Annotated in this window: 21 protein-coding genes; 13 read left to right on the top strand and 8 right to left on the bottom strand. The window is 61.7% G+C overall.

What is annotated here, in order from left to right; translation table 11 throughout:
• Positions 1-2 precede the first annotated feature (2 nt).
• Positions 3-1355 carry a TolC family protein gene (locus HND55_05135; protein ID QKK02097.1) on the bottom strand — a complete coding sequence of 451 codons (1353 nt, stop codon included), beginning with the start codon at positions 1353-1355 and terminating at the stop codon, positions 3-5.
• Between the two features lie 891 nt (positions 1356-2246).
• Between HND55_05135 and HND55_05130 the strand changes: the two genes are divergently transcribed.
• From HND55_05130 to HND55_05110, 5 genes are all read left to right on the top strand, one after another.
• Positions 2247-3731 (top strand): SAM-dependent DNA methyltransferase, encoded by a 1485-nt coding sequence (locus HND55_05130; protein ID QKK02096.1) that lies wholly within the window; start codon positions 2247-2249, stop codon positions 3729-3731.
• Positions 3728-4876, top strand: a complete 1149-nt coding sequence (locus tag HND55_05125) for a restriction endonuclease subunit S (protein ID QKK02095.1) — start codon at positions 3728-3730, stop codon at positions 4874-4876. The genes HND55_05130 and HND55_05125 overlap by 4 nt, the downstream gene beginning before the upstream one ends.
• A 185-nt stretch (positions 4877-5061) precedes the next feature.
• Positions 5062-6072, top strand: coding sequence for a hypothetical protein (locus HND55_05120; protein QKK02094.1), 1011 nt, complete (start codon positions 5062-5064; stop codon positions 6070-6072).
• A gap of 4 nt (positions 6073-6076) precedes the next feature.
• Positions 6077-6985: a hypothetical protein gene (locus HND55_05115; protein ID QKK02093.1), complete on the top strand. Its 909-nt coding sequence runs from the start codon at positions 6077-6079 to the stop codon at positions 6983-6985.
• A gap of 250 nt (positions 6986-7235) precedes the next feature.
• Positions 7236-10628: a DEAD/DEAH box helicase family protein gene (locus HND55_05110; protein ID QKK02092.1), complete on the top strand. Its 3393-nt coding sequence runs from the start codon at positions 7236-7238 to the stop codon at positions 10626-10628.
• 207 nt (positions 10629-10835) lie between these two features.
• On the opposite strand, the gene HND55_05105 is transcribed toward HND55_05110, so the two are convergent.
• The 5 genes from HND55_05105 to HND55_05085 form a co-directional block, all read right to left on the bottom strand.
• Positions 10836-12374: an IS66 family transposase gene (locus HND55_05105; protein QKK02091.1), complete on the bottom strand. Its 1539-nt coding sequence runs from the start codon at positions 12372-12374 to the stop codon at positions 10836-10838.
• Between the two features lie 18 nt (positions 12375-12392).
• A complete protein-coding gene (tnpB, locus tag HND55_05100; GenBank protein QKK02090.1) occupies positions 12393-12776 on the bottom strand; it encodes an IS66 family insertion sequence element accessory protein TnpB in 384 nt (127 codons plus the stop codon).
• Positions 12760-13071: a hypothetical protein gene (locus tag HND55_05095; GenBank protein QKK02089.1), complete on the bottom strand. Its 312-nt coding sequence runs from the start codon at positions 13069-13071 to the stop codon at positions 12760-12762. Before HND55_05095 ends, tnpB (HND55_05100) begins: the two co-directional genes overlap by 17 nt.
• Before the next feature lie 80 nt (positions 13072-13151).
• Complete coding sequence (locus tag HND55_05090) at positions 13152-13991, bottom strand: hypothetical protein (GenBank protein ID QKK02088.1); 840 nt, start codon at positions 13989-13991, stop codon at positions 13152-13154.
• A gap of 67 nt (positions 13992-14058) precedes the next feature.
• On the bottom strand, positions 14059-14289 hold the full coding sequence (locus HND55_05085) for a helix-turn-helix transcriptional regulator (GenBank protein QKK03996.1): 231 nt from the start codon (positions 14287-14289) through the stop codon (positions 14059-14061).
• A 127-nt stretch (positions 14290-14416) separates the two neighbouring features.
• On the opposite strand from HND55_05085, the gene HND55_05080 reads away from it, so the two are divergent.
• Genes HND55_05080 through HND55_05045 form a run of 8 tightly spaced genes read left to right on the top strand, consistent with a single transcriptional unit; the run spans position 14417 to position 19933 of the window.
• Positions 14417-14653, top strand: a complete 237-nt coding sequence (locus HND55_05080) for a hypothetical protein (GenBank protein ID QKK02087.1) — start codon at positions 14417-14419, stop codon at positions 14651-14653.
• Positions 14646-15029 carry a DUF3596 domain-containing protein gene (locus HND55_05075; protein ID QKK02086.1) on the top strand — a complete coding sequence of 128 codons (384 nt, stop codon included), beginning with the start codon at positions 14646-14648 and terminating at the stop codon, positions 15027-15029. Before HND55_05080 ends, HND55_05075 begins: the two co-directional genes overlap by 8 nt.
• 30 nt (positions 15030-15059) lie before the next feature.
• The gene (locus HND55_05070; GenBank protein ID QKK02085.1) at positions 15060-15371 is read left to right on the top strand and encodes a hypothetical protein; all 312 of its coding nucleotides are present in this window, start codon (positions 15060-15062) and stop codon (positions 15369-15371) included.
• On the top strand, positions 15355-15738 hold the full coding sequence (tnpB, locus tag HND55_05065) for an IS66 family insertion sequence element accessory protein TnpB (GenBank protein QKK02084.1): 384 nt from the start codon (positions 15355-15357) through the stop codon (positions 15736-15738). Before HND55_05070 ends, tnpB (HND55_05065) begins: the two co-directional genes overlap by 17 nt.
• 18 nt (positions 15739-15756) lie before the next feature.
• The gene (locus HND55_05060; GenBank protein QKK02083.1) at positions 15757-17295 is read left to right on the top strand and encodes an IS66 family transposase; all 1539 of its coding nucleotides are present in this window, start codon (positions 15757-15759) and stop codon (positions 17293-17295) included.
• A 13-nt stretch (positions 17296-17308) separates the two neighbouring features.
• Entirely contained in the window at positions 17309-18232 is a 924-nt protein-coding gene (locus HND55_05055; protein ID QKK02082.1) for a site-specific integrase, read from the top strand.
• The gene (locus HND55_05050) at positions 18232-18645 is read left to right on the top strand and encodes a hypothetical protein (protein ID QKK02081.1); all 414 of its coding nucleotides are present in this window, start codon (positions 18232-18234) and stop codon (positions 18643-18645) included. The genes HND55_05055 and HND55_05050 overlap by 1 nt, the downstream gene beginning before the upstream one ends.
• Positions 18638-19933 carry a hypothetical protein gene (locus HND55_05045; GenBank protein QKK02080.1) on the top strand — a complete coding sequence of 432 codons (1296 nt, stop codon included), beginning with the start codon at positions 18638-18640 and terminating at the stop codon, positions 19931-19933. The genes HND55_05050 and HND55_05045 overlap by 8 nt, the downstream gene beginning before the upstream one ends.
• Here HND55_05045 and HND55_05040 read toward each other — a convergent pair.
• Together HND55_05040 and dsbD are read right to left on the bottom strand one after the other, a co-directional pair.
• On the bottom strand, positions 19858-20643 hold the full coding sequence (locus tag HND55_05040; protein ID QKK02079.1) for a ZIP family metal transporter: 786 nt from the start codon (positions 20641-20643) through the stop codon (positions 19858-19860). The two genes, HND55_05045 and HND55_05040, sit on opposite strands and share 76 nt — an antisense overlap.
• 224 nt (positions 20644-20867) lie before the next feature.
• Positions 20868-23165 carry a protein-disulfide reductase DsbD gene (gene dsbD / locus HND55_05035; protein QKK02078.1) on the bottom strand — a complete coding sequence of 766 codons (2298 nt, stop codon included), beginning with the start codon at positions 23163-23165 and terminating at the stop codon, positions 20868-20870.
• Between the last annotated feature and the right edge of the window lie 71 nt (positions 23166-23236).

The raw sequence follows: 23236 nt of genomic DNA, 5'->3' as shown, positions 1-23236 counted from the left end.
GATCAGGATTCCTTCTCGTTGATTTCGTCTTCCGGGCTCGTTTCCGCTTCGGCCGGGCGGCCGTGAACGACGAGCAGGCCGCCGCTGGTGCGCTCGAGATCGGTGGCCGCCCGAATGAAGGCGCGGCGGGCCTCCAGATAGGCACGGCGCGCCTGCAGCAGCGCTTCCTGTGCCGAGGAGACGGCCGTGATGCCGACTTCGCCCGCGCGGAAGGCCTCGTAGGTCAGCCGCACGTTGTCTTCGGCCGACGCCAGCACCTGTTCGGAAACGGCTTCGATTCTCGATTTGGCAACCCGGTAGTCCTCGATGGCCCGGTCGAGACCAATTCGGACTTCCAGCAGCAGGGCGTCGCGCTCGATCTGGGCCTTTCTCAGATCCGCTTGCGCCTCCTTGCGCTCACCGCCGTAGCGATGCAGCACCGGCAGCGGCATGGACACGCCCACGCCCGTGATGTCCTCTTCTTCCTCCTGTTCGTAGAACCCGAAAACCGTCAGGTTCGGGATCAACTGGCGCTTCGACAGGGCGAGATCGCTTTCCGCCGCAGCGATATCGGCGGCCGCCGCGGCCAGGTCGCCACGATGGCCCACGACCCGATTGAGCAGCTCACTCCGGGGTGGCAGGTCCAGCGCCCGCAGATTGAAGTCACCCGAGAGCTCAATGTCTTCCGGGACCTTGTCGGCCATCAGCTCGCGTAAGCGCGCTCGTGCGCCGTTCGCGTCGGCCCGGGCCTCCGCCAGCGCCGATCTTGCGCGGCCGACGCCGATGGCGGCGGAGTTGACCTCGATTCGCGTGGCTTCGCCGGCTTCCTTGCGCGAGAGCGTGGTCTGCTGGATCTCTTCGGTCACGGTCACGGCGCGTTGCGCGGTCTCAACTGACTCACGCGCCACGATCAGGTCGAGAAAGGCTCGTCGCGTTCGCGCCGCGACCGTCAGTTCGAGGAACTGGATCATCGCCCGAGCGCTCTCGACCTCCGACTGGCGGCCGCTTCGATTGAGGCCACGCTGGCCGCCGATCCACAGCTCCTGGGAGAGCTCGACGCCGAAGTCGGTACTGGTCCCGCCCGGCCCGGGCGGGTTGCGCCGGCGCTGCTTGACCGAGATCCGGGGATTAGAGGGCGCCCAGCGACTGGCGTGTTCGAGCCGGGCGCGCGCGGTCAGGATTTCCTGCCGGGCGGCGTGCAGCTCGAGATTGTTCTGCATGGCCGTGGCAACGGCCTCGTCGAGGGTCAGTGTGCCTTCCGGAGAAGATTGCCCGGATTGGGCCGCCACCCACAGCGGCACCATCAGGGCAATGGCTACAGTCATTGCAGCCACTGCCGCACGCCCGCTCATGCGGGCACGATTCGCAGATTGCATGGATACGATTTCCTTTCGTTCAGCGTACGGTTGCGATCAACGACGACCGGGATCGGGCCGCCATCGCACGGTGCTTGGTACGGAACTCAGGAAATAGGGGGTCTGAAGGGGGAGTCTCGACCGTTGGAAGTCGGAAGCCGGAGCGCGTCCGTCAGCGAGGCCGCACGGTTTCGCGGGGGCAGCAGGCCGTGCAGAACGGGTACGGCAACAAGATGCGATCCGGCGTGGCAGTGATGGTCACATAGCTCACCGCCCGGCTGATCACCTTGATGATCGTCGTGTTCGGCCTGGCTCGGAATCTCCTCATGAGCTTCGGCGAAGACCGCGTGACCATCCATACTCCAGCCGAGTCCGGCAAGAAGTATGCTCAAAGCCAATAATTTGCAGATCGCTTGCTGCATAGCGATTCGATATTAACATGCAAGCAACCGCGACCCAATTGTTGGCTACTGCGGAGACCATCGGCCCTATGCCAACGGGGGGGGGTCGGCAACCTCGCCCTCCGCCCGTTCCTGCCTCCGGGGGCTACCGCATTTCGTCTTCGGGAGGCAGGAGTCGCTGGTTCGAATCCAGTCACCCCGACCAGCCGAATCCCGCAAGAACGCCGGCCCTCGCGCCGGCGTTTTTCGTTTCAGATCAGCCAGATACACCCCAAGACGCCGAACTCCTGACGCCCTCCCCGGCCGACTGGGAGCCCTCTCCCTGGCGCGTCAGATCGATCTTGCGCCCATTCTGTACCCAATTCGTGCCCGGTTCGTGACACCAACGGGCGGGATTCGACTCCTGCCCCACTGTGCCCGACGCCCTCCGCTCCCCAGCCCCCTATTTCCTGTCAGGACATAGCCGCTAAAATCATGGCCCAACCTCGGGGGAACAAGGTCAGGAGCAGAAATGATTACCGGCGAGATCAAATCGAAGGTCGACAAGATCTGGGACACGATGTGGGCCGGGGGGATTTCCAACCCCCTGTCGGTGGTCGAGCAGCTCACTTATCTGCTGTTCATCAAGCGCCTGGACGAGATCGAGAAGCGCGAGGAAAACAAGGCCCGCCGCACCGGGAAATACTCGCGGGCGCGCCTTTTCGGGGAGGGCCAGCAGCATCTGCGCTGGTCGCATTTCCGCGAAATGGCGCCGGAGCGGCTGTTCGAGGTCGTGCGTGACGAGGTCTTTCCGTTCATGAAATCGCTCGGCGAGCGGGTCGGCGAGGCTGGCGAGGGCGGCAGCACCTACAGCCACCACATGAAGGACGCCCTGTTCATGATGCCCACGCCCCGGGTGCTGGCCAACGTGGTTGACCAGCTCGACGACATCGACATGGCCGACCGCGACACCAAGGGCGACTTGTACGAATACATGCTGGGCAAGATCGCCAGCGCCGGCCAGAACGGCCAGTTCCGTACCCCGCGCCACATCATCAAGCTGATGGTGGAAATGACCGCGCCGACGCCGGCCGACATCATCTGCGACCCGGCCTGCGGCAGCGCCGGCTATCTCGTCGGCGCCGCCGAATACCTGCATGACCACCACGGCGACGAGATCTACCGCTCCAAAGCCAGCCGCCGCCGCTACAACGAGGGCACCTTCCACGGCTACGACTTCGATACGACGATGTTGCGGATCGGCTCGATGAACATGCTGCTGCACGGCGTCGAGAACCCCGATATTCGCTACAAGGACTCCCTGGCCGAATCGACCGAGGACGACGCCGGGCGCTACACGCTGATCCTGGCCAATCCGCCCTTCGCCGGTAGCCTCGATTATGAATCTACCGCGCGCGACCTGCAGCAGATCGTCAAGACAAAAAAGACCGAACTGCTGTTCCTCGCCCTGTTCCTGCGCCTGCTCAAGACCGGCGGCCGGGCTGCCGTCATCGTGCCCGATGGCGTGCTGTTCGGCTCCAGCAAGGCCCACAAGACCATCCGCAAGCTCCTGGTCGAAGATCAGAAGCTTGATGCGGTCATCTCCATGCCCTCGGGCGTGTTCAAGCCCTACGCCGGCGTCAGCACCGCCATCCTGCTATTCACCAAGACAAACTCCGGCGGTACAGATAGCGTCTGGTTCTACGACATGCGCGCCGACGGCTTCTCCCTGGACGACAAGCGCACACCGCAGCCCGACAGGACCGACCTACCCGACATCCTCAAGCGCTGGCAGAACCTGGAAGCCGAGGCCAAGCGTCAGCGCACCGAGCAGAGTTTCCTGGTGCCGAAGGACGAGATCGCCGGCAACGACTACGACCTGTCCATCAACCGCTACAAGGAAGTGGAATACGAGACGGTTGAGTACGATCCACCGGAAGTGATCCTGGAGCGACTGGCGGAGTTGGAAGAAGAAATTGTGCAGGGAAAACAGGAGCTGGAGGGCCTCCTCAAGTGACCTGGAAATCAGTCGAGCTCGGGGATTTAGCCGTACGACGTGGCGGCTCCGTCAATCCAAAAAAGCATCCTGACGAGACTTTCGAGCTATTCAGCATCCCCGCTTTTGATACTGGCCAGCCAGATATCGTGCAAGGGTCCGAGATTGGCTCTTCGAAAAAAGCTGTACAGCCGAACGATGTCCTGATTTCGAGAATTGTCCCGCACATTCGCCGCTCCTGGGTGGTGGGCCCGGCTAATGGCCATCGTCAGATTGCCTCTGGTGAATGGATCATTTTCCGCAGTGAAGAAGTTTGGCCAAATTATCTACGCCACTTCCTTGTCTGCGACGGATTCCATAAGGCATTCATGCGCACTGTCTCGGGCGTGGGAGGGTCGCTGCTTCGCGCCAGGCCACCTGAAGTTTATAAGATCAAGGTGCCAATACCTCCACTTCCCGAGCAGAAACGCATCGCCGCCATCCTGGATACTGCCGATGCCTTGCGCGCCAAACGCCGTGAAACCCTCGCCGAGCTCGACACCCTGCTGCAATCGACCTTTCTGGAGATGTTCGGGGACCCGGCAGCGAACCCCAGGAAGTGGGAAACAAGTTCGCTGGGTGATGTCACGTCAATCGAGGCGCCCATGGTCGATCCCAGACAGGCTGAATTCCAAGGGCTACTTCACTATGGCCCAGATCGAATCAAGAAAGACTCAGGCGAATTACTCCCAGCACAGACGGCGTTTGAGGAACAACTGAAGAGCGGGAAGTTTCTTTGCTCGCCGGGAGAAATCCTATATTCAAAGATCCGACCCTACCTAAACAAGGTTGCTCTTGTGAAGGAAAAATGCCTTTGCAGTGCCGACGTTTACCCTGTGCGCCCTGACGAGAGTGTGATTACCAAGGAGTACCTTTGGCTCTTGCTTCGGAGCAAGGCTTTTCTCGACTACGTAGCCAGTTTCTCGAGGCGTGCGAATATACCGAAGTTGAATCGGAAACAATTTGCCGGCTATGAAGCCCCGATTCCACCAATGGCCACCCAGAAGCACTTCAAAGCAATAGCCCAATCCGTTGAACAACAACAATCCCGCCTGCGCGCCCACCTGGACGAACTCGACACCCTGTTCGCCGCCCTGCAGGCGCGCGCGTTCGCCGGGGAGCTTTAGAACCACTTCTCTCGCACGGGGCCGTGCCCACACCGGCCAAGAATCAAAGTGCAACTTTAATATTAAAGTGCATGTTTGATGTTAAAGTGCAAGTTTAAGGTATACTAAATCGGCGCTGTCCACCACTGGAGGAGATAGCCATTCGCAGCAGCCACTCCAATCTGGTCACCTGGCTGGATCTTGCCGTGCTGCCTGTCCTCAGGCCTCACGCCGTGCGGGATTTGCGTGCGGCGCTGATGGAACTGGCCGGGTGGCTGGCCGACCATCCAGAGCACCGCGGGTTCCTATTGCTCCTGGACAACCGGCTCAGCGCCCAGCGCCTGGAGGAGGAAGCGTCGAGCGCCGGGAAAGCCCTGAAGCCCGCAGTGTACGAACGCCTGCGGATTCTCGAGCTTCCAGAACACGATTCCCTGCGCGCGGCCCTACGAGAGGCGGGGCTGAGCGAGGAAGAAGTCAACGGCCTGGACCAGGCGCTACCGGGGAACTTCACAAAGAAATCCGCCACTCGGTCCCCCCGCCCCGCTGCCCAGGACCTGGTCTTCGAGCACCTGGTCAATGCCTACCTGCTCGGCACGGGGCCGATGACCACCAAATCGATCGGTGCGGCCACCGGCCTCACCTACCCCACGGTGGCCGATGCTCTGGACAAGCTGGGCCGGAGCATCCAGCGCCACTCGGATCGACGGGTCGAGCTGAAGCATTTCCCGCGACAGGAGTGGAGCCGCTTCGTCAGCGCGTACGAGCGCGGCCAGTTCTGCCGAAAGTTCACCGTGGCGACGGAACTGGCCCGGACGCCGGAAAGCCTGCTGAAGCGCCTTCGGAAGCTCGCTCTGCCCGAGACCGCGATCGGAGGTATTCATGCCGCACATCACTATGATCCCGAATTCGACCTCGTAGGGTATTCGCGCCTGGATATCTGCGTGAGCGGCAAACTGCTGGATCAGTCAAAGGAACTGGCCCGGCAGATCGATCCGGCGCTGGAACCCGCACCGTTCAGCACTGCCAACCCGGCTCTGGTGATCTGGCCGGTCCACCGCGCCGAACCCCTTTTCCAGCACGACCCGCAAGCCGACACGCGCTGGGCCGATCCGGTCACTTGCCTGCTGGCCCTGCACGATGCCCGACTGGAAGCCCAAACCGAAGAGCTGATCAAGGCCTTCGAGCAGGGTAGAACCCGCCACACGGCGAGAGCGTGAATCCATGCTGACCTCACCCCACGGGACGCTCCGACAACTGGCCGCCGCTCTGCCGGAAGAGGTTCGGGACGATGTCATCATCATCGGCAGCCTCGCGGCCGCGGCTCGTTTCGTCTCTCCGGACGACGAGGAACCGGTCAGAACCAAAGACATCGACTGCCTGCTTTCGCCCCACTTGCGCGCGCAGGCCTCGGGACGGAAGACTGCCGAAGCGCTGCTGAAGAATGGCTGGCGAATGAGGGAAGGCACAGAGTGGTCGCAACCGGGAGACGCCAGCGACCCAACCGAGCAATTGCCGGTCGTTCGCCTTGTGCCGCCCGAGGAGGATCAGTGGTTTCTGGAACTACTTTCATCCCCTGAAGAAGGTCAGCAGGAGGGCCGGCAATTTCAGCGCCTGGAGACTGACTTCGGGCACTTCGCCTTGTGCAGCTTCCACTTTCTGGCATTAGCAGAGCTCGATCCGCTTCCGACTGATTCCGGCCTGAAGATCGCCAGGCCGGAAATGATGGCCCTGGCCAACCTGCTCCACCACCCGAAACTCGGAACCGAAACCATGTCCGGCCTGATTGCCGGGCGGCGCATTCGCCGCTCCAGCAAGGATCTGGGCAGGGTGCTCGCGCTGGCATTTCTGGCAGAAAAAGAGGATGAAGACGCGATTGGGTCATGGCCCGAAGCCTGGGGAACTGCGCTGAACACCAGATTCCCCGATGACTGCGGTCCCTGGCTTGCAACCATAGGAAGCGGCCTGGAACAAATGCTCCAGCCCAAGCATTCGGAGGATCTCGAAGAAGCCCACCATACCTGCATCACCGGCTTGCTTGCCCGCCATCGCCCTAGCCTCGAGACCTTTGAGGCAGTGGGACGACGCGTGATGGGGGAGCTGATCCAGCCGGCCCGACGTCTGCCCCGATGAGGCTGCAAGATGCCCAAAGACCGAGTTTCGAGGAGCTCGATGCGTCGATAGAATCGGCTTATTTCGACAGTTTCGGGGGGAAATGTCGATGACTTCTACCTGTCTCGTTGAGCTCGAGCTTGTTGCTCACTCCTGCGCAACAAGATCCGTTGTTGCTCAAATCCGGCCAGATTTGATCAACAAACCGCTTCCTCCATGCCTCCGCACGAGCCTTTATTTCGCGGTACACGCCCGGTAAGCTGCCGAAGCTATGAGTAATTTCGCCTTCCTACCCGACCGCTTCAGCGCCATTGGCGAGGCGGCCCGGCGGGCGGAAGGTCATGTGTTCGGCGACCCGCGTGCGGCATGCTTCCACGCCCGCTTCGGCCTGGAGGCCTTGGTCCACTGGCTGTATCGCCACGATCCGGCGCTGCGCATGCCCTACGACCAGAAGCTCGGCGCACTGATTCACGAGCCCAGCTTCCAGAATTTACTGCCGCCGCCGCTGTTTCAGAAGGCACGGCTGGTGCTCAAGGTCGGCAACCTGGCCGTGCACCAGCAGCGCAAGATCCATCAATCCGAGGCGCTGCAGGTCGTCAAGGAACTGCACCACCTGTGCTACTGGTTGGTGCGCACCTACACGCCGGACGTCTCGCGCGCGGGGGCGGCCTTCAGCGACGAGCGCGTGCCGCGCCCGATCAAACCCGAAGAAGCAGTGCCACGCGCCGAGCTGGAGGCCCTGGAACAGCAACTCGCTGAACAGAACGAGACCGCGCTCCGCCGCCAGCGCGAGCGCGACGCGCTCGATGCCGAGCTGCAGGAGCTGCGCGCGCAGATCGCCGAGATCCGTGCCGAGAGCGAATCGAAGCCGCTGGACATCGACCTGTCGGAAGCCGACACCCGCAGGCTGCACATCGACACCAGCCTGCGCCTGGCTGGCTGGACGCTGGACGCCCCACACGATCGGGAGTACGAAGTCACCGGCATGCCCAACGAAAAGGGCACCGGCTACGTCGACTACGTGCTGTGGGGCGACGACGGCAAGCCGCTGGGCGTCGTCGAGGCCAAACGTTCAACCATCGACCCAACCACCGGCCGCCAACAGGCCAAGCTCTATGCCGACTGTCTGGAGGCCATGCACGGGCAACGTCCGATCATCTTCTACACCAACGGCTACCAGACCTGGCTGTGGGACGACCAGGCCTATCCGCCGCGCGAGATTGCCGGCTTCTACAAGAAAACCGAGCTCGAACGCCTGATCCTGCGCCGCCAGCAGCGTCAGAGCCTGGCCGTGGCCGAAGTCAACGACGAAATTGCCGGGCGCTACTACCAGAAACGCGCCATCGCCCAGATTTTCGAGCAGTTCGCCAGCGCGCGCCGCAAGGCCCTGCTGGTCATGGCCACCGGAACCGGCAAGACGCGCACCGCCATCGCCCTGGTCGATGCCCTGCAGCGCGCCGGCTGGGTCAAGCGCGCACTGTTTCTGGCCGACCGCGTCTCGCTGGTCAACCAGGCCGTCGGCGCGTTCAAGGCCCACCTGCCCGAGTCCAGCCCGGTCAACCTGGTCACCGAGAAAGACCAACAGGGCCGGGTGTACGCATGTACTTACCCGACAATGATGAACCTGATCGACGCGAGCGACGGCGGCGAGGCCCACTTCGGCGTCGGCCATTTCGATCTGGTCATCATCGACGAGGCCCACCGCTCGGTCTACCAGAAGTTCGGCGCCATTTTCCGCTACTTCGACTCCCTGCTGGTTGGCCTGACCGCCACTCCGCGCGAGGAAGTGGATCGAAACACCTACGAGCTGTTCGACCTCGAACCCGGCGTGCCCACCGACGCCTACGAACTCGACCAGGCCGTGCGAGACGGCTTCCTGGTGCCGCCGAGGGTGCAGCAGGTGGATCTCAAGTTCCCACGCGAGGGCATTCACTACGACGAGCTCAGCGACGAGGAAAAGGCCGAATGGGAAAGCCTGGATTGGGGTGACGATGTCGACGAGGCCGGCCTGCCCCGCCAGGTCAACGCCGGCGCCGTCAACCAGTGGCTGTTCAACCAGGACACCGTCGACAAGGTGCTCCAGCACCTGATGGAACACGGCCACCACGTCGAGGGCGGCGACCGCCTGGCCAAGACCATCATCTTCGCGCGCAACCACGACCATGCCGAGTTCATCGAGAAGCGCTTTGACCACCACTACCCGCACCTCCAGGGCTCATTTGCGCGCGTGATCGACAACCGCGTCAAGTACGCCCAGAGCCTGATCGACGACTTCTCCGACCCAGACAAGCCGCCGCACATCGCCATCTCGGTCGATATGCTCGATACCGGCATCGATGTGCCCGACGTCGCCAACCTGGTGTTCTTCAAGCCGGTGTATTCCAAGATCAAGTTCTGGCAGATGATCGGCCGGGGCACCCGTCTGCGACCGGACCTGTTCGGCCCCGGCGAGGATAAACAAGACTTCCGCGTGTTCGATTTCTGCTTCAACTTCGATTTCTTCCGCGAGAACCCGAAAGGCATCGAGGCCCACCCCAGCGCGCCCTTGGGCGAGCGCCTATTCCGCGCCCGAGTCGACCTCCTCACCCACCTGCAGACCGCGCCTGATTTTGACCCCGACCAGCACCTGCACAATCGCCTGGTCGACACCCTGCACGGCCAGGTACGGGCCATGAATCACGACAATTTCATCGTCCGAATGCACCTGGAGGCGATCGAGCGATTCAACGACTTGGGCGCCTGGCAGCGGATCAACGACACCGACCGGCAAGTACTGCACGACGAGGTGGCCGGACTGCCCAGCGAGCAACCCAACGACGACATCGAATCGCGCCTGTTCGACCTGACTGCCCTGCGCCTGCAACTGGCGCTAATTGAGGCTGACACCGGCACATTCGAGCGCCACAGAAAGCGCGTCGTCGAGCTGGCCGGCCTTTTGGAAGACAAGACCAACATTCCCGCCGTCAAGGAGCAACTCGGCCTTCTCGCGGCCGTTCAGGAAGCCCAGTGGTGGGAAGGCACGAACCTGGAGCTGCTCGAAGACCTGCGCTTGCGCCTGCGCGGCCTGGTGCCGCTACTCGAGCGCAAGGAACGCACGGTCATCTACACCAACTTCCAGGACGAGGTCCGCGACATCCGGGACGAGGATGTTGTCCCCATGCCCCAGATGACGGGAGCGCAGTACGAGAAGAAGGTCCGCGAATACCTGAAAAATCACCAGGACCACCTGGTCATCCACCGCCTGCGCACCAACCAGCCGCTGACCGAGACTGACTTAGAGGGGCTGGAACAGACGTTGAGCGAGATCGGCGACGAAGACGGGCCCCGCTTGCTCAACGACCTGCTCGAACGAAACGGCGCCCCTTCACTGGCTTGGTTCGTCAGAAGCCTGGTCGGTATGGACCGATCTGCAGCCCAGGAAGCATTCGCCGAGTTCCTGAACGACCGCAGCCTCAGCCCAGACCAGATCCGCTTCGTCGAGATGATCGTCGACCAACTCACCACCCGCGGTGTCATGCCTCCGGAGGCGCTCTACGAACCTCCTTTTACCCGTCTTCACCACGCCGGCCCAGATGAGCTATTCACTGGCAAGGAAGATGTCGTAGAAGCTGTTTTCCAGCAGATCGAAACCATGCACGAAGGCATTCAGACTCGAGCGGGTTGAAAGTTGGCCACTTGGACGCAAGCGTAGCGTGCGGAAACACCTGTTAGTTTTGATCAGATTCCCCGTTTCGCATTTGGCCGCAAGGCCCTCAGCGACAATTTCGATCGGCTTTATTAAATCGCTGCCAGCCGAAAAACCACCAACCCGAGCGCACGAACTCATTCCGGTAGCCTGAGACAGCGAAAATAAGCCTTGAATTGTAAGCGCCTACAAATCCCCACCCTTGACGTTGCCCGGCAGTAATGCGTCAATATCGTCGATGGTTTCGGCCAGTGGCAGCTCTTGAAAAACCTGACGCAGGTAGGCATAGGGCTCGATGGCGTGGCCCTTGGCGGTTTCGATCAGGCTGTAGAGGTTGGCGCTGGCGCGAGCGCCCGCTGGTGACTTGGAGAACAGCCAGTTCTTGCGGCCGATGGCGAACGGCCGGATGGCGTTTTCGATGGCGTTGTTGTCGATCGGGTAGCGGCCATCGTCGAGGTAGCGCACCAGCGCTGGCCATTGGTTGTGCAGGTACTGAAGCGCTTCGCCCAGCTTGGTCTTTGGCGCGACACGCGGCAGTGTCGTGGTCAACCAGGCGTTCAGCTGGTCGATGACGGGCTGTGACTTGTCCTGGCGCAAGCGGTGGCGCTCGGTCGGGTTCAGCGCCTGGGCTTCGCGCTCGATCCGGTAGAGCTTGCCGATCAGCGCCAGGGCCTGATCCGGGCGTCCGATCTTGCCCTTTGGCTGGAGCTTGGCGGCATCGAAGAACTTGCGCCGGGCATGGGCCCAGCAGCCCAGACGGGTGATGCCATGGTCTCGACAGGCCGCGCCATAGCCGGAATAGGCGTCGGCCATCAGGGCACCGGAGAAGCCTTCCAGGCGCGCCACGGGCACATCGCCGGCACGACTGGCTTCGTAGTGATAGACCCGCAGCCGCTGCCCTGGTGGGCCAGATCCCATGACCCACATGTAGCTGTTGCTTCGTGCCGGCTTGCCGGGTTCGTCGAGGACCTGGACGGTGGTCTCGTCCATGCCGATGACCGGGGCTTCGAGGATCTGCTCGGTCAGACGATTGATCAGGGGCTGGACCAGCTTGCCGCAGCGGATCATCCAGTTGGCCAGGGTGGTGCGGTCGAGCTCGACGCCCAGCCGCGCGAACTGCTGAATCTGTCGGTACAGCGGCAGGGCGTCGACGTACTTGGCCGTGGCGATGTAGGCCAGCAGGCCCGGTGCGGCCATCGACTTGCCCAGCGGCTGGGCGGGCTTGGTGGCGGTGGCCACATGCCCTTCGCAGCAGGGGCAGGCGTACTTCAGCCGGACGTGGCGGATGACCTTGACGCTCGCCGGAATGATATCGAGCTGCTCGGAGGTCTCCTCGCCGATGCGCTCCAGAACCGCACCATCGTGCGGACAGACCTTGTCGGCCTCGGGCAGGTCGTGAATGACTTCCTCGCGCGGCAGCTCCGGCGGCAGGGCCGGCCGGCCCCGACGCTGGCGAGAGTGCGGCTTGACAGCGACCTCGGGGGGCTCGCTTGCCGCGATCTCCTCGGCTTCGTTGAACAGGCCCAGCTGATCTGCACTGGCCTGCTCGCTGGTGCCGGCAAAGGTCTTGCGCTGGAAAGTGCGGATGATCTCTTCGAGCTGATGAATGCGCGCTTCGCGCGCCTCGAGGGTTGCCTGCTGGCTGGCCAGCTGCGCCTGGAGAGCGGCGATCTGATCGGCCGTTGAGGGATCTGCAACAGAGGCTTTGTTGACGGCCGACGACATGCAGAAAGTATAGCATAATCAATAGCATGAAGCACCACCAATCAACGAATTAGTGGCCGAAAAGTGCAGTTGTTGATGGCCCTGCATGCGCATCACATCAAAACCCTCGAGCAGCCAGTTGAACTCACGCTCGCCCCAGCGGATCACGCCGTCGGCATGCTTGCGCGGCCACTGGAACTTCGCCTTCTCCAGGCGCTTGTACCAGAGGCAAAAGCCGGTCTGGTCCCAGTAGAGCACCTTGAGCCGGTCGCGGTGGCGGTTGCAGAACACGTACAGCGCATCGGCGAACGGATCCAGGGCCATCTGCTGCTCGACGATGGCCGCCAGGCCGTCAATGGACTTGCGAAAGTCCACCACGTCGCGGTGCAGGTAAACCTTGGGCAGGTCACGAAACAGACGCATCGGCCAGCTCCCGCATCAGTTGGGCGACCCAGGCCGGACAAGCCGAGCTTGGAAGCTCCAGCGCGACACCGCGCCACGACACCGCTATCTGGCCGGTGAGCTGAGACGGCATCGGCGGCGCGACCGCGACCAGGCCCTGATGCGTATCCGCCTCGCGCAGCGCCTTGCGGCGCCGGTAGAAGGACTTCGGTGTCAGGCCATGGCGCTGACAGAACTCAGCCACCGACTCTGCGCCGGCAGCCTGCTGCGCGATCAGCTCTCGCCACTGATCGGCTTTGAGGTAACGTCTGCTCACTTGCTTGCTCCATCCTGAAAATCGATGGAATCAGCATAGTGATCTATGCGTCGTTGAGAAGAGTGTCGGTTCGTAGGCGCTTACCTTGAATTGAGCCGGCCGAGCCACTTGCTCAAATGAAACGTATCGTCAGTTCGGGTGCCAGGAAGAGCACCTTCAATGCTTGCCTCATGAATAAGTTCATTTCTTACATTTACGATGCTTTTGATCGTGCGGGCATCCTGAGGAACCTCAAACTGCTCACACATCTGAATTATGCGGTCCCTGTGTTTAACCTCATTCTTCAGTATCCCGCGTTGCACCGAAAATCTATGGATGGCGTCCAGAACCATGTATTCCGTTAGAAACCGATACCATGACCATTCGCAGCTTTTGGCACGCGCGTGCATGTATAGAATCTTTATAAAGAAGTTTCGGTGCGACTCTGACCAGAGGCGCCAATTTTGATATATGGCGCAGAGGGAGTCTTCAAGCGCGCCGCGAAGCAAGAGGATTGAGCTTTTATCAGGAATCGGCACCTTGCCGTCAAACCTCCAGCCATCAAACTGCAGCCGTGTATCGAATAGGAGCGCTAGCAGGTGAACGATGAGAGCGGCATCGCCGCGCCTGATATCGCCGTCGTCAGCTGGAATCGAAATAAAAATTTTATGTGACAAAGGTGGTGGAAAGACGCGAGCGGGGCGTTCCGTATTTTCCAGCGGATCTCCATGTTCTCCGGTCTGCCAGTCGATCGGAACGGTTCGCTGAATTGGCGGATATAGATTCCCGTCGCGATGACGATACTTATCTATTTCTTCGCATGCCGCAGCGTATTGCTCCCCGACCTCGACGCTACCGCCTTCGAATTGAATGGAGTGGGGATACCTAAGGAAGCCAAAATCCCACGAAACCTCAGCACAATTCTGGCGGGTCGAGTTCATGTGGCGGCTAGCTTTGAATCCTCAATACCCAATCCAGGCCAACATCAGGATTCCGGCTAAGGACTTCCTACTTGTTGGTATCCGGGACATATTCCACCAGTTCCTCGATCCGGCAGTCGAAATAGGCGCAAAGCCTATCCAGATATTCGGTCCGGGTGCTCCATCCTGGCTGATTGAGGATTCTTGACAAGGTGGTTCGTGCAATTCCGGTTGCTTCGGAGATTTCGTGCACGGTCACCCGCCTCCCCTCCTGAAATTCCTTCTCCGCTATTAGCTCTTTCAGCCTAAAACGTATCACTTTTGGGCCATCCGTCCACAAAAAGAAAATTTTGCACCAATACTTGACATCCTGCAAACAGCGGTTATATTTTGGCCTGAAAGTTTCAAAAATGAAACATTTGAGCCAAAAGGCTATGGAGGCCGCTATGGATAAGACCTATCTGACCACTGAACAGCTCGCTGAGCGCATCCACTACAACCCGCGCACCATCCGCAACCGCCTCAAGGACTCCGTTCTCCTGGAGGGAATCCACTATATCAGGCCGTTCGGGGGCCGGAAGCTGCTGTTCATCTGGGAAGCCATCGAGGAGGACATGAGCAACTTCTCGATGGACAGCGCGCCGCTGGTGCCGATGGCGAACGGGGCCGTGAGCCATGGGTAAGGTCCGGGCCCGTTCGGACAACGGCAAGCTGTTTCTGGATTTCTACTATCAGGGCGAGCGCTGCCGGGAGCAAACGGCATTGGCAAACACGCCCGCCAACCGGCGCAAGGTGCAAAAGCTCCTCGACCGGATCGAAGCGGAGATTCTGGCGGGTTCCTTTGACTACGGCGCCACCTTCCCCGGTAGCGCACGCGCCCTGCAGTTCTCAGGAGTCGGGCCTTCTGGCGGGGCCGCTCATCGCGCTTCAGTGCCCGCTCGGGCCGGAGCTGCCCGGGAAGTCGATCGCACGCCTCGATTCCGGGAGTTCGCTGAGACCTGGATGGTAAGCGCCTACGAACCGACACTCTTCTCAACGACGCATAGATCACTATGCTGATTCCATCGATTTTCAGGATGGAGCAAGCAAGTGAGCAGACGTTACCTCAAAGCCGATCAGTGGCGAGAGCTGATCGCGCAGCAGGCTGCCGGCGCAGAGTCGGTGGCTGAGTTCTGTCAGCGCCATGGCCTGACACCGAAGTCCTTCTACCGGCGCCGCAAGGCGCTGCGCGAGGCGGATACGCATCAGGGCCTGGTCGCGGTCGCGCCGCCGATGCCGTCTCAGCTCACCGGCCAGATAGCGGTGTCGTGGCGCGGTGTCGCGCTGGAGCTTCCAAGCTCGGCTTGTCCGGCCTGGGTCGCCCAACTGATGCGGGAGCTGGCCGATGCGTCTGTTTCGTGACCTGCCCAAGGTTTACCTGCACCGCGACGTGGTGGACTTTCGCAAGTCCATTGACGGCCTGGCGGCCATCGTCGAGCAGCAGATGGCCCTGGATCCGTTCGCCGATGCGCTGTACGTGTTCTGCAACCGCCACCGCGACCGGCTCAAGGTGCTCTACTGGGACCAGACCGGCTTTTGCCTCTGGTACAAGCGCCTGGAGAAGGCGAAGTTCCAGTGGCCGCGCAAGCATGCCGACGGCGTGATCCGCTGGGGCGAGCGTGAGTTCAACTGGCTGCTCGAGGGTTTTGATGTGATGCGCATGCAGGGCCATCAACAACTGCACTTTTCGGCCACTAATTCGTTGATTGGTGGTGCTTCATGCTATTGATTATGCTATACTTTCTGCATGTCGTCGGCCGTCAACAAAGCCTCTGTTGCAGATCCCTCAACGGCCGATCAGATCGCCGCTCTCCAGGCGCAGCTGGCCAGCCAGCAGGCAACCCTCGAGGCGCGCGAAGCGCGCATTCATCAGCTCGAAGAGATCATCCGCACTTTCCAGCGCAAGACCTTTGCCGGCACCAGCGAGCAGGCCAGTGCAGATCAGCTGGGCCTGTTCAACGAAGCCGAGGAGATCGCGGCAAGCGAGCCCCCCGAGGTCGCTGTCAAGCCGCACTCTCGCCAGCGTCGGGGCCGGCCGGCCCTGCCGCCGGAGCTGCCGCGCGAGGAAGTCATTCACGACCTGCCCGAGGCCGACAAGGTCTGTCCGCACGATGGTGCGGTTCTGGAGCGCATCGGCGAGGAGACCTCCGAGCAGCTCGATATCATTCCGGCGAGCGTCAAGGTCATCCGCCACGTCCGGCTGAAGTACGCCTGCCCCTGCTGCGAAGGGCATGTGGCCACCGCCACCAAGCCCGCCCAGCCGCTGGGCAAGTCGATGGCCGCACCGGGCCTGCTGGCCTACATCGCCACGGCCAAGTACGTCGACGCCCTGCCGCTGTACCGACAGATTCAGCAGTTCGCGCGGCTGGGCGTCGAGCTCGACCGCACCACCCTGGCCAACTGGATGATCCGCTGCGGCAAGCTGGTCCAGCCCCTGATCAATCGTCTGACCGAGCAGATCCTCGAAGCCCCGGTCATCGGCATGGACGAGACCACCGTCCAGGTCCTCGACGAACCCGGCAAGCCGGCACGAAGCAACAGCTACATGTGGGTCATGGGATCTGGCCCACCAGGGCAGCGGCTGCGGGTCTATCACTACGAAGCCAGTCGTGCCGGCGATGTGCCCGTGGCGCGCCTGGAAGGCTTCTCCGGTGCCCTGATGGCCGACGCCTATTCCGGCTATGGCGCGGCCTGTCGAGACCATGGCATCACCCGTCTGGGCTGCTGGGCCCATGCCCGGCGCAAGTTCTTCGATGCCGCCAAGCTCCAGCCAAAGGGCAAGATCGGACGCCCGGATCAGGCCCTGGCGCTGATCGGCAAGCTCTACCGGATCGAGCGCGAAGCCCAGGCGCTGAACCCGACCGAGCGCCACCGCTTGCGCCAGGACAAGTCACAGCCCGTCATCGACCAGCTGAACGCCTGGTTGACCACGACACTGCCGCGTGTCGCCCCAAAGACCAAGCTGGGCGAAGCGCTTCAGTACCTGCACAACCAATGGCCAGCGCTGGTGCGCTACCTCGACGATGGCCGCTACCCGATCGACAACAACGCCATCGAAAACGCCATCCGGCCGTTCGCCATCGGCCGCAAGAACTGGCTGTTCTCCAAGTCACCAGCGGGCGCTCGCGCCAGCGCCAACCTCTACAGCCTGATCGAAACCGCCAAGGGCCACGCCATCGAGCCCTATGCCTACCTGCGTCAGGTTTTTCAAGAGCTGCCACTGGCCGAAACCATCGACGATATTGACGCATTACTGCCGGGCAACGTCAAGGGTGGGGATTTGTAGGCGCTTACCCTGGATGCGGGAGAAGGAGCCGGAATGGCGGCCTAGCTACCGGGAAACCGTCACCGTCACGCTCAACCGCCACCTGCTGCCCGCATTCGGAAACCGGCGGGTCGGCTCGATCACCCGTGCGGACCTGCTGGATTTTCGCGCGCAGATTGCTGGAAATCACCGGCCGAACGGCCGGAAGCTGAGCAATGCCCGAATCAACAAGATCATGGGCTTTGCGCGCCAGATCGTCGACGAGGCCGCCGACCGCTACGAGTTTCCTTCGCCCTACCGGGGCATCAAGACCCTGCGCTCAAGGAAGCCGGACATTCACCCGTTCTCGCTCGAGGAGGTCCACCGGATTCTCGAGCGGGTACGCCCGGACTATCGCCACTACCTGGCCGTACGGTTCTACACGGGCATGCGCAGCGGCGAAATCAACGGTCTGCGCTGGCACAACGTGGATTTCTCCAACAACCTGATCCTGGTACGCGAAACCCTGGTCCAGGGCCGACTCCAGGAAGGCTCGAAGACCTACGACTCCAACCGGGACATTCCGATGCTCCAGCCAGTCCGCGAGGCGCTGGAGGCGCAGCGGAAGATCGTTCCGAAAGGGATCGAATGGGTCTTCTGCACCCCCAGAGGCGCACCGATCGAAAACCGCAATTTCACCAACCGGGTCTGGAAACCGGTGCTTTCCAACCTGGGCCTGGCCTATCGACGGCCATACCAGACTCGCCACACGGCGGCGACGCTGATGCTCGCAGCCGGTGAGTCACCCGAATGGGTCGCCCGCGTACTCGGACACACCACGACCCAGATGCTCTTTACAACCTATTCGCGCTATGTCCCGAACCTGACCCGCCAGGACGGTTCGGCGATGGCGCGCCTGCTGGCCTCCCAGGCCGGCACTTCCACCCATAACGACAACAACAAAAAGGAGGACGACTGATGAACCAGTCCATTCCCCGTCTCCGCCCGCAGGCTCTTGCGGACTACCTTTGGCACCGCTACCAGATTCAGCCGGGACAGGCCATGTGCCTCGCCCTGGGCCAGCCCGAAACTCGCGACAACCACGAAGCGCTGGTCGCCTGGGCGCGCGAGGCCATTGAACGCTACCGCATCAAGGGCCCGGAGGACCTGGTCAACCTGATCGAGGGCGACCTGTTCGAGCAGATGTTCGACGCCGGCCTGGTCGGCGGCATGGTCGAGATGCAGCCGGTTCCCGACACGGTTGCCACTCGCCTGTTCGGAGCGCCGGAAAGCCGGCATGCGGAGCGAACAGGCATCCGTGCTCAACACCCGGCTTCCCATAGCCATTCCAACAACGTGATCGACTTTGCCGGGAGGACCCGCCATGAATGAGCATCGCAAGCACCATTTCCACTCCAAGGCATTCAGGGCCGGCAACTTCAAGCGCATGCTGGATTTTGCAGTCCGCGGTCTTCCGCGCCACGTCCTGCGAGGCGAGCAGTATGTCGACTGCGAATGGGCGTTTCGGATCTACGAGCGCGAGATCCGCCAGCTCGATGAGTTCAACATCCACCCAAAGTGGTTCTCCTCCGGCGTGTTGGGGGCGGCCCTCATCAGCCTGGCGCTCTATCCTGAGACGCTGGAGCTTTGGCGCCGCCTTGCTCGCAACGAGGTCTTCCGTGACGAGCGCGGCTCGGACGCACCGGGATTCCTGCGCGAGCTGATCGAGCGCCACCAGAACGACCGGCGCTTGACCCGTAACCAGTTCTACCAGCTGTTCCTGTTCCAGGCGACACTGGCCATGGCGAAAGCGTGGGTGCACCACGAAGACCCGGACCACCACTCTCTCCAGCTCCCGCCGACCCCGGATGCAGCGGAGATGATTGCCGCCGTACGCCGCCTGAAAGGCGCACGCTACTCGATGACCGGATTTCGGCCGCCGGAGATCACGCGCGACCGCTGGGTCGTGCTGGACAAGCCCCAGGTCATTCATGAGCCCGATCTCAGGAAGGTACTGATCCTGGCCAAGCGAGCCTCGAGCCTGGAAGGCTCGCCACTGGCCGATGAGGCCCTGAATGACGCGCTGGAATGGCTCATCAAACCGCACCCGCCGGTCGAGCTGGCGCACCCGGCCGCCTTGGCTGCCGCTGTGGTCAGCATCGCCCGGGCCCCGGATTCTCAGGGCCTGTGGGACCGGGTATTTGCCTTTATCGGCAGGCGCAAGCCCAATGAGGGCCGCAAGCCCTACGCTGACTTGTCAGCCTGCATGCTTGACTGCATCACACTGGCCAATCGCAGCAATAACCCGCACCGGGCGGCCACTGCACTCTACTACTGCGGCCAAGTGCTCGTCGACCTCTGGCTCGAGCAGCCGGACCAGTTTCGGATGGCGCTGCCGCGCGCGCCGAAGGAGCGGCCACTGGACGAGCTCTGGGCCGATCTCGATGTCAATTTCACGCCACGGATCATTTTCGAGTCCAATCAACCTGCGCTGGCGCCGCCTCCCGAACCTGCCGGATTCGGCGGCCAGGAGGGCGGCGGGAAAGGCTCGACCCGAAGAAGGCTCGGCTCGAACGCTCACGCGGATTCACCAGGGCAACTCAATCAGCCGCCCAACCAGACATCGAGGAACATCATGATCACGAGCCCGATGGCGAGGCCGAGAGTTGCCCTGTTTTGATGGCCGGATCGGTGGGTTTCTGGGATGATTTCGTGGCTGATGACGTAAAGCATGGCGCCGGCGGCGAAAGCCAGGCCCCAAGGAAGCAGCGACTGAGAAAGAGTGATGACACTCGCGCCGAGAAGCCCGCCAATTGGCTCCACGAGCCCGGTTAGCGCCGAGACGTAGCAAGCTCGTATTTTCGAGTAGCCCACGCCTACTAGCGAGACCGCAACTGCTAGACCTTCCGGAGCGTTCTGCAGTCCGATACCGATCGCCAGCGGCAGACCGCCAGAAAGGCCGTCAGCTCCGAACCCAACGCCTACGGCAAGTCCTTCGGGAAAGTTGTGGATTGCAATCGCGATAATGAATAACCAGATACGCCGCAAAGAAGCCACATCCGGTCCTTCGCGGCCAGTGTCGAAATGCTCGTGTGGGAGCTTCTCATTGATCAAGGCGATCGCACCCATCCCGAGCAATATCGCAAGGCAGACAATGGCCGCTGGGGCGGGACCACCCTCAAACCAATTTTCAGCGACATCGAGTGCCGGAATGATCAACGAGAAAAACGAGGCTGCAAGCATCACGCCCGCCGCGAAGCCAAGTGCAAGATCGCGCGTGGCTCGTGAGGGGATGTTCATGAAGAGCACGGGCAAGGCGCCGATCGCGGTCAGCGAGCCCGCTGCCAAGCTTCCAAGGAAGCCCAGGGTTATTGGGGAAGGCAAGTCCATTTCATAAGTCCTGCCTGGAGGCTGAGAGACGAGCCAGAGTAACGCCTGAGAGACATCGTTGCCCCACATCCGCGGGTCAGTAAGGTGCTGTGAACCATACGTTCAGTGTCCAAATGCCTTACGAACAAACCAAACGGCGCGCCCTAGACCGATTGGCAGGCGACATTGGGATGCAGCTCGAGTCCGCTTCGGAGAAACCTCGTCGGCCGAAAGCCGCCGCCCCCTCAACCTTTGACCTCGTCGAGCAGGGTCAGGAATTCTTCCGGCCCCAGAAATCCGAACATCCGGTACTGGGGCAGCTCCTCGCCACCGATGAAGAACAGATAAGCAGGCGGTCCAATCAGCTCGAAGTGCCGGAGCATGGCCTGATGCTCGTCATTGTAGTCAGTGATATCGGCTTTGAGCAGCGTGAAATCGGCCATGCGGTCGGCAACAGCCGGGTCGGAAAAGGTGCGCTGCTCCATCCGCACACAATCCACGCACCAGTCGGCGTAGAAGTCCAGGAAGATAGGACGATCGGATTCCGCGATCGCCGCGCGAAGCTGGCTAAGCGTGTCGACCTCGTGAAATACTGGAGCTTCTATCGCTGCCATGCCGCCAGGGCCACCGGCATCGATGAGGTGATCGAGCGGGCGTATCCAGTCCCTTCCGCCCGAAAGCGCGCCAACGAACTGTGCGGTGCCCATAATCAGCAGCATCACGCCCAGAGCCTGCCGGATTTTACGCCAGCCGCCCAGATCGGGATCCATCTGCGTAAGCGCGCCCAGGTAGACCCCGCTTCCGATGCTAAGCGCGCCCCAAAGCAACATAATCACTGCGCCCGGCACTACGCGCTGAAGCATCCAGATCGCCAGCGCGAGCAGTCCAACACCGAAAACCGATTTGACTGCATCCATCCAGCCCCCAGCACGTGGCAGCCAATGGCCCAGACCTACGCCGATAGCCAGCAACGGTAAGCCCATGCCAATGCTCAGTGAAAACAGCACGCCGCCGCCCAGCGCGGCGTCTCCAGTCTGAGATATAAAAATCAGGATTCCGATCAGTGGGGCGGTTACGCAGGGACCTACGATCAGCGCCGACAGGAAGCCCATGATGCCCGCACCGATGAAGTTGCCGCCGGACTGGCGACTACTAATCTGGCTCAGGCGCGACTGCCACGAGGTGGGCATCTGCAGATTGTAGAAGCCAAACATGGCCATAGCCAGCACAACGAAAATTGCGGCGAAGGAGCCGATCACCCGGGGATTCTGGAAAACCGCCTGCAGGTTGTAACCGGCCAGCGCCGCGATCACACCCACAGCTGTATAGGTCAGCGACATGGCGAGAACGAAAATGAACGAGAGACCGAATGCACGGCCACGCGTGATCTCGCCGCCCTCGCCGGCAATGATGCCCGAAAGAATCGGAATCATGGGAAACACGCATGGCGTAAAAGCCAGCCCGATCCCCAGCAACACGAACAGGCCCATAGCCAGCGGCAAGGGTTGTTGCTCGATAAATCGAGCGAGCCCATCCGGCTTGCCAGCCGGTGGAACGGTCTTGGCCATGTCCGGGTGTGACCGTTCTGGTTCGACGCGTGAGCCCGCTGCTTCCATTGACGCCGTCGCGGTTCCGCCGGGCATGGCCGGCAGGCTCACGACCAAGTTGCGCTCCATCGGTGGATAGCAGATGCCATCTTCGAGGCAGCCCTGAAACTCCGCGACCAGGGTGATCTCTTGAGGACGACCGTCATCGTGACGCTGCAGGCTCAACGGGAACTCGACCTCGCCGAAGAACACGCGGGTCCGGCCGAAGTACTCGTCGGTCTTTTCCTCTCCGGGGGGCAAGTCGAATCCGGCGACGAGCATATCGTCCGTTTCGATCCGAAAATCGAATGATTCGCGATAGAGATAATAGCCCGAACGCGCAGTCGCGCGCACCAAGATGGACGAGGGGCCGCCGGCAATCGCCTCGACCTGGAAAGCTTCCACGGCCGGAAGGGCTTCTTCGCGCTGGTGTCCCAGCAGCTCGCTCAGGGCGTTGCCCTCGGGTGCGCTCACGCCCAGTATGTTCTCGCCGTTAGGCCGCCCTTCGCGTTCGACATCGGTGGCAGCCACCTTCACTCGAACCGTCTTGCGATGAGGTGGGTAACACACGCCCAGGTCGGCGCAGCCCTGGAAGTCAACGCGCGAGATAACCCAACCGCTATCGGGAATCGTCTCCAACGGCACTCGCACGGTCACCGATTCGCGGAAGGTTTCGGTCTGGCCAAAGAACTCGTCGACCGTTTCTTTGCCCGGTGGAATTACGGGCTGGCCCAAGATCATGCTTTCGTCGGCCGAATCAACCGAGAAAGCGTGGCGGTAGAGATAATAGCCGTCGGCGATCTCCCAGTGCAGCACCAGATCGCGGCCCTCGGCGCTCGCTTCGAGAACAAAGGCCTCCTCGAGCGGCAATAAATCTCCGGGGTTGATCTGGGACAGGACAACAGCGGGCCACAGGCAGGCGGCTAGCGCGATAATGCGCGTGAGTCGTAACGTCATTGAATTCGGCCCCGAAGCCTTCGAGTGTATTTTTCCCGACTGCCCGTGGCCGGCACAATCAGCCGTGCGGA

This window comes from Pseudomonadota bacterium (assembly GCA_013285445.1).
GTDB lineage: Bacteria > Pseudomonadota > Gammaproteobacteria > Xanthomonadales > Wenzhouxiangellaceae > Wenzhouxiangella.
This window is presented reverse-complemented; position numbering and strand designations above follow the sequence as displayed.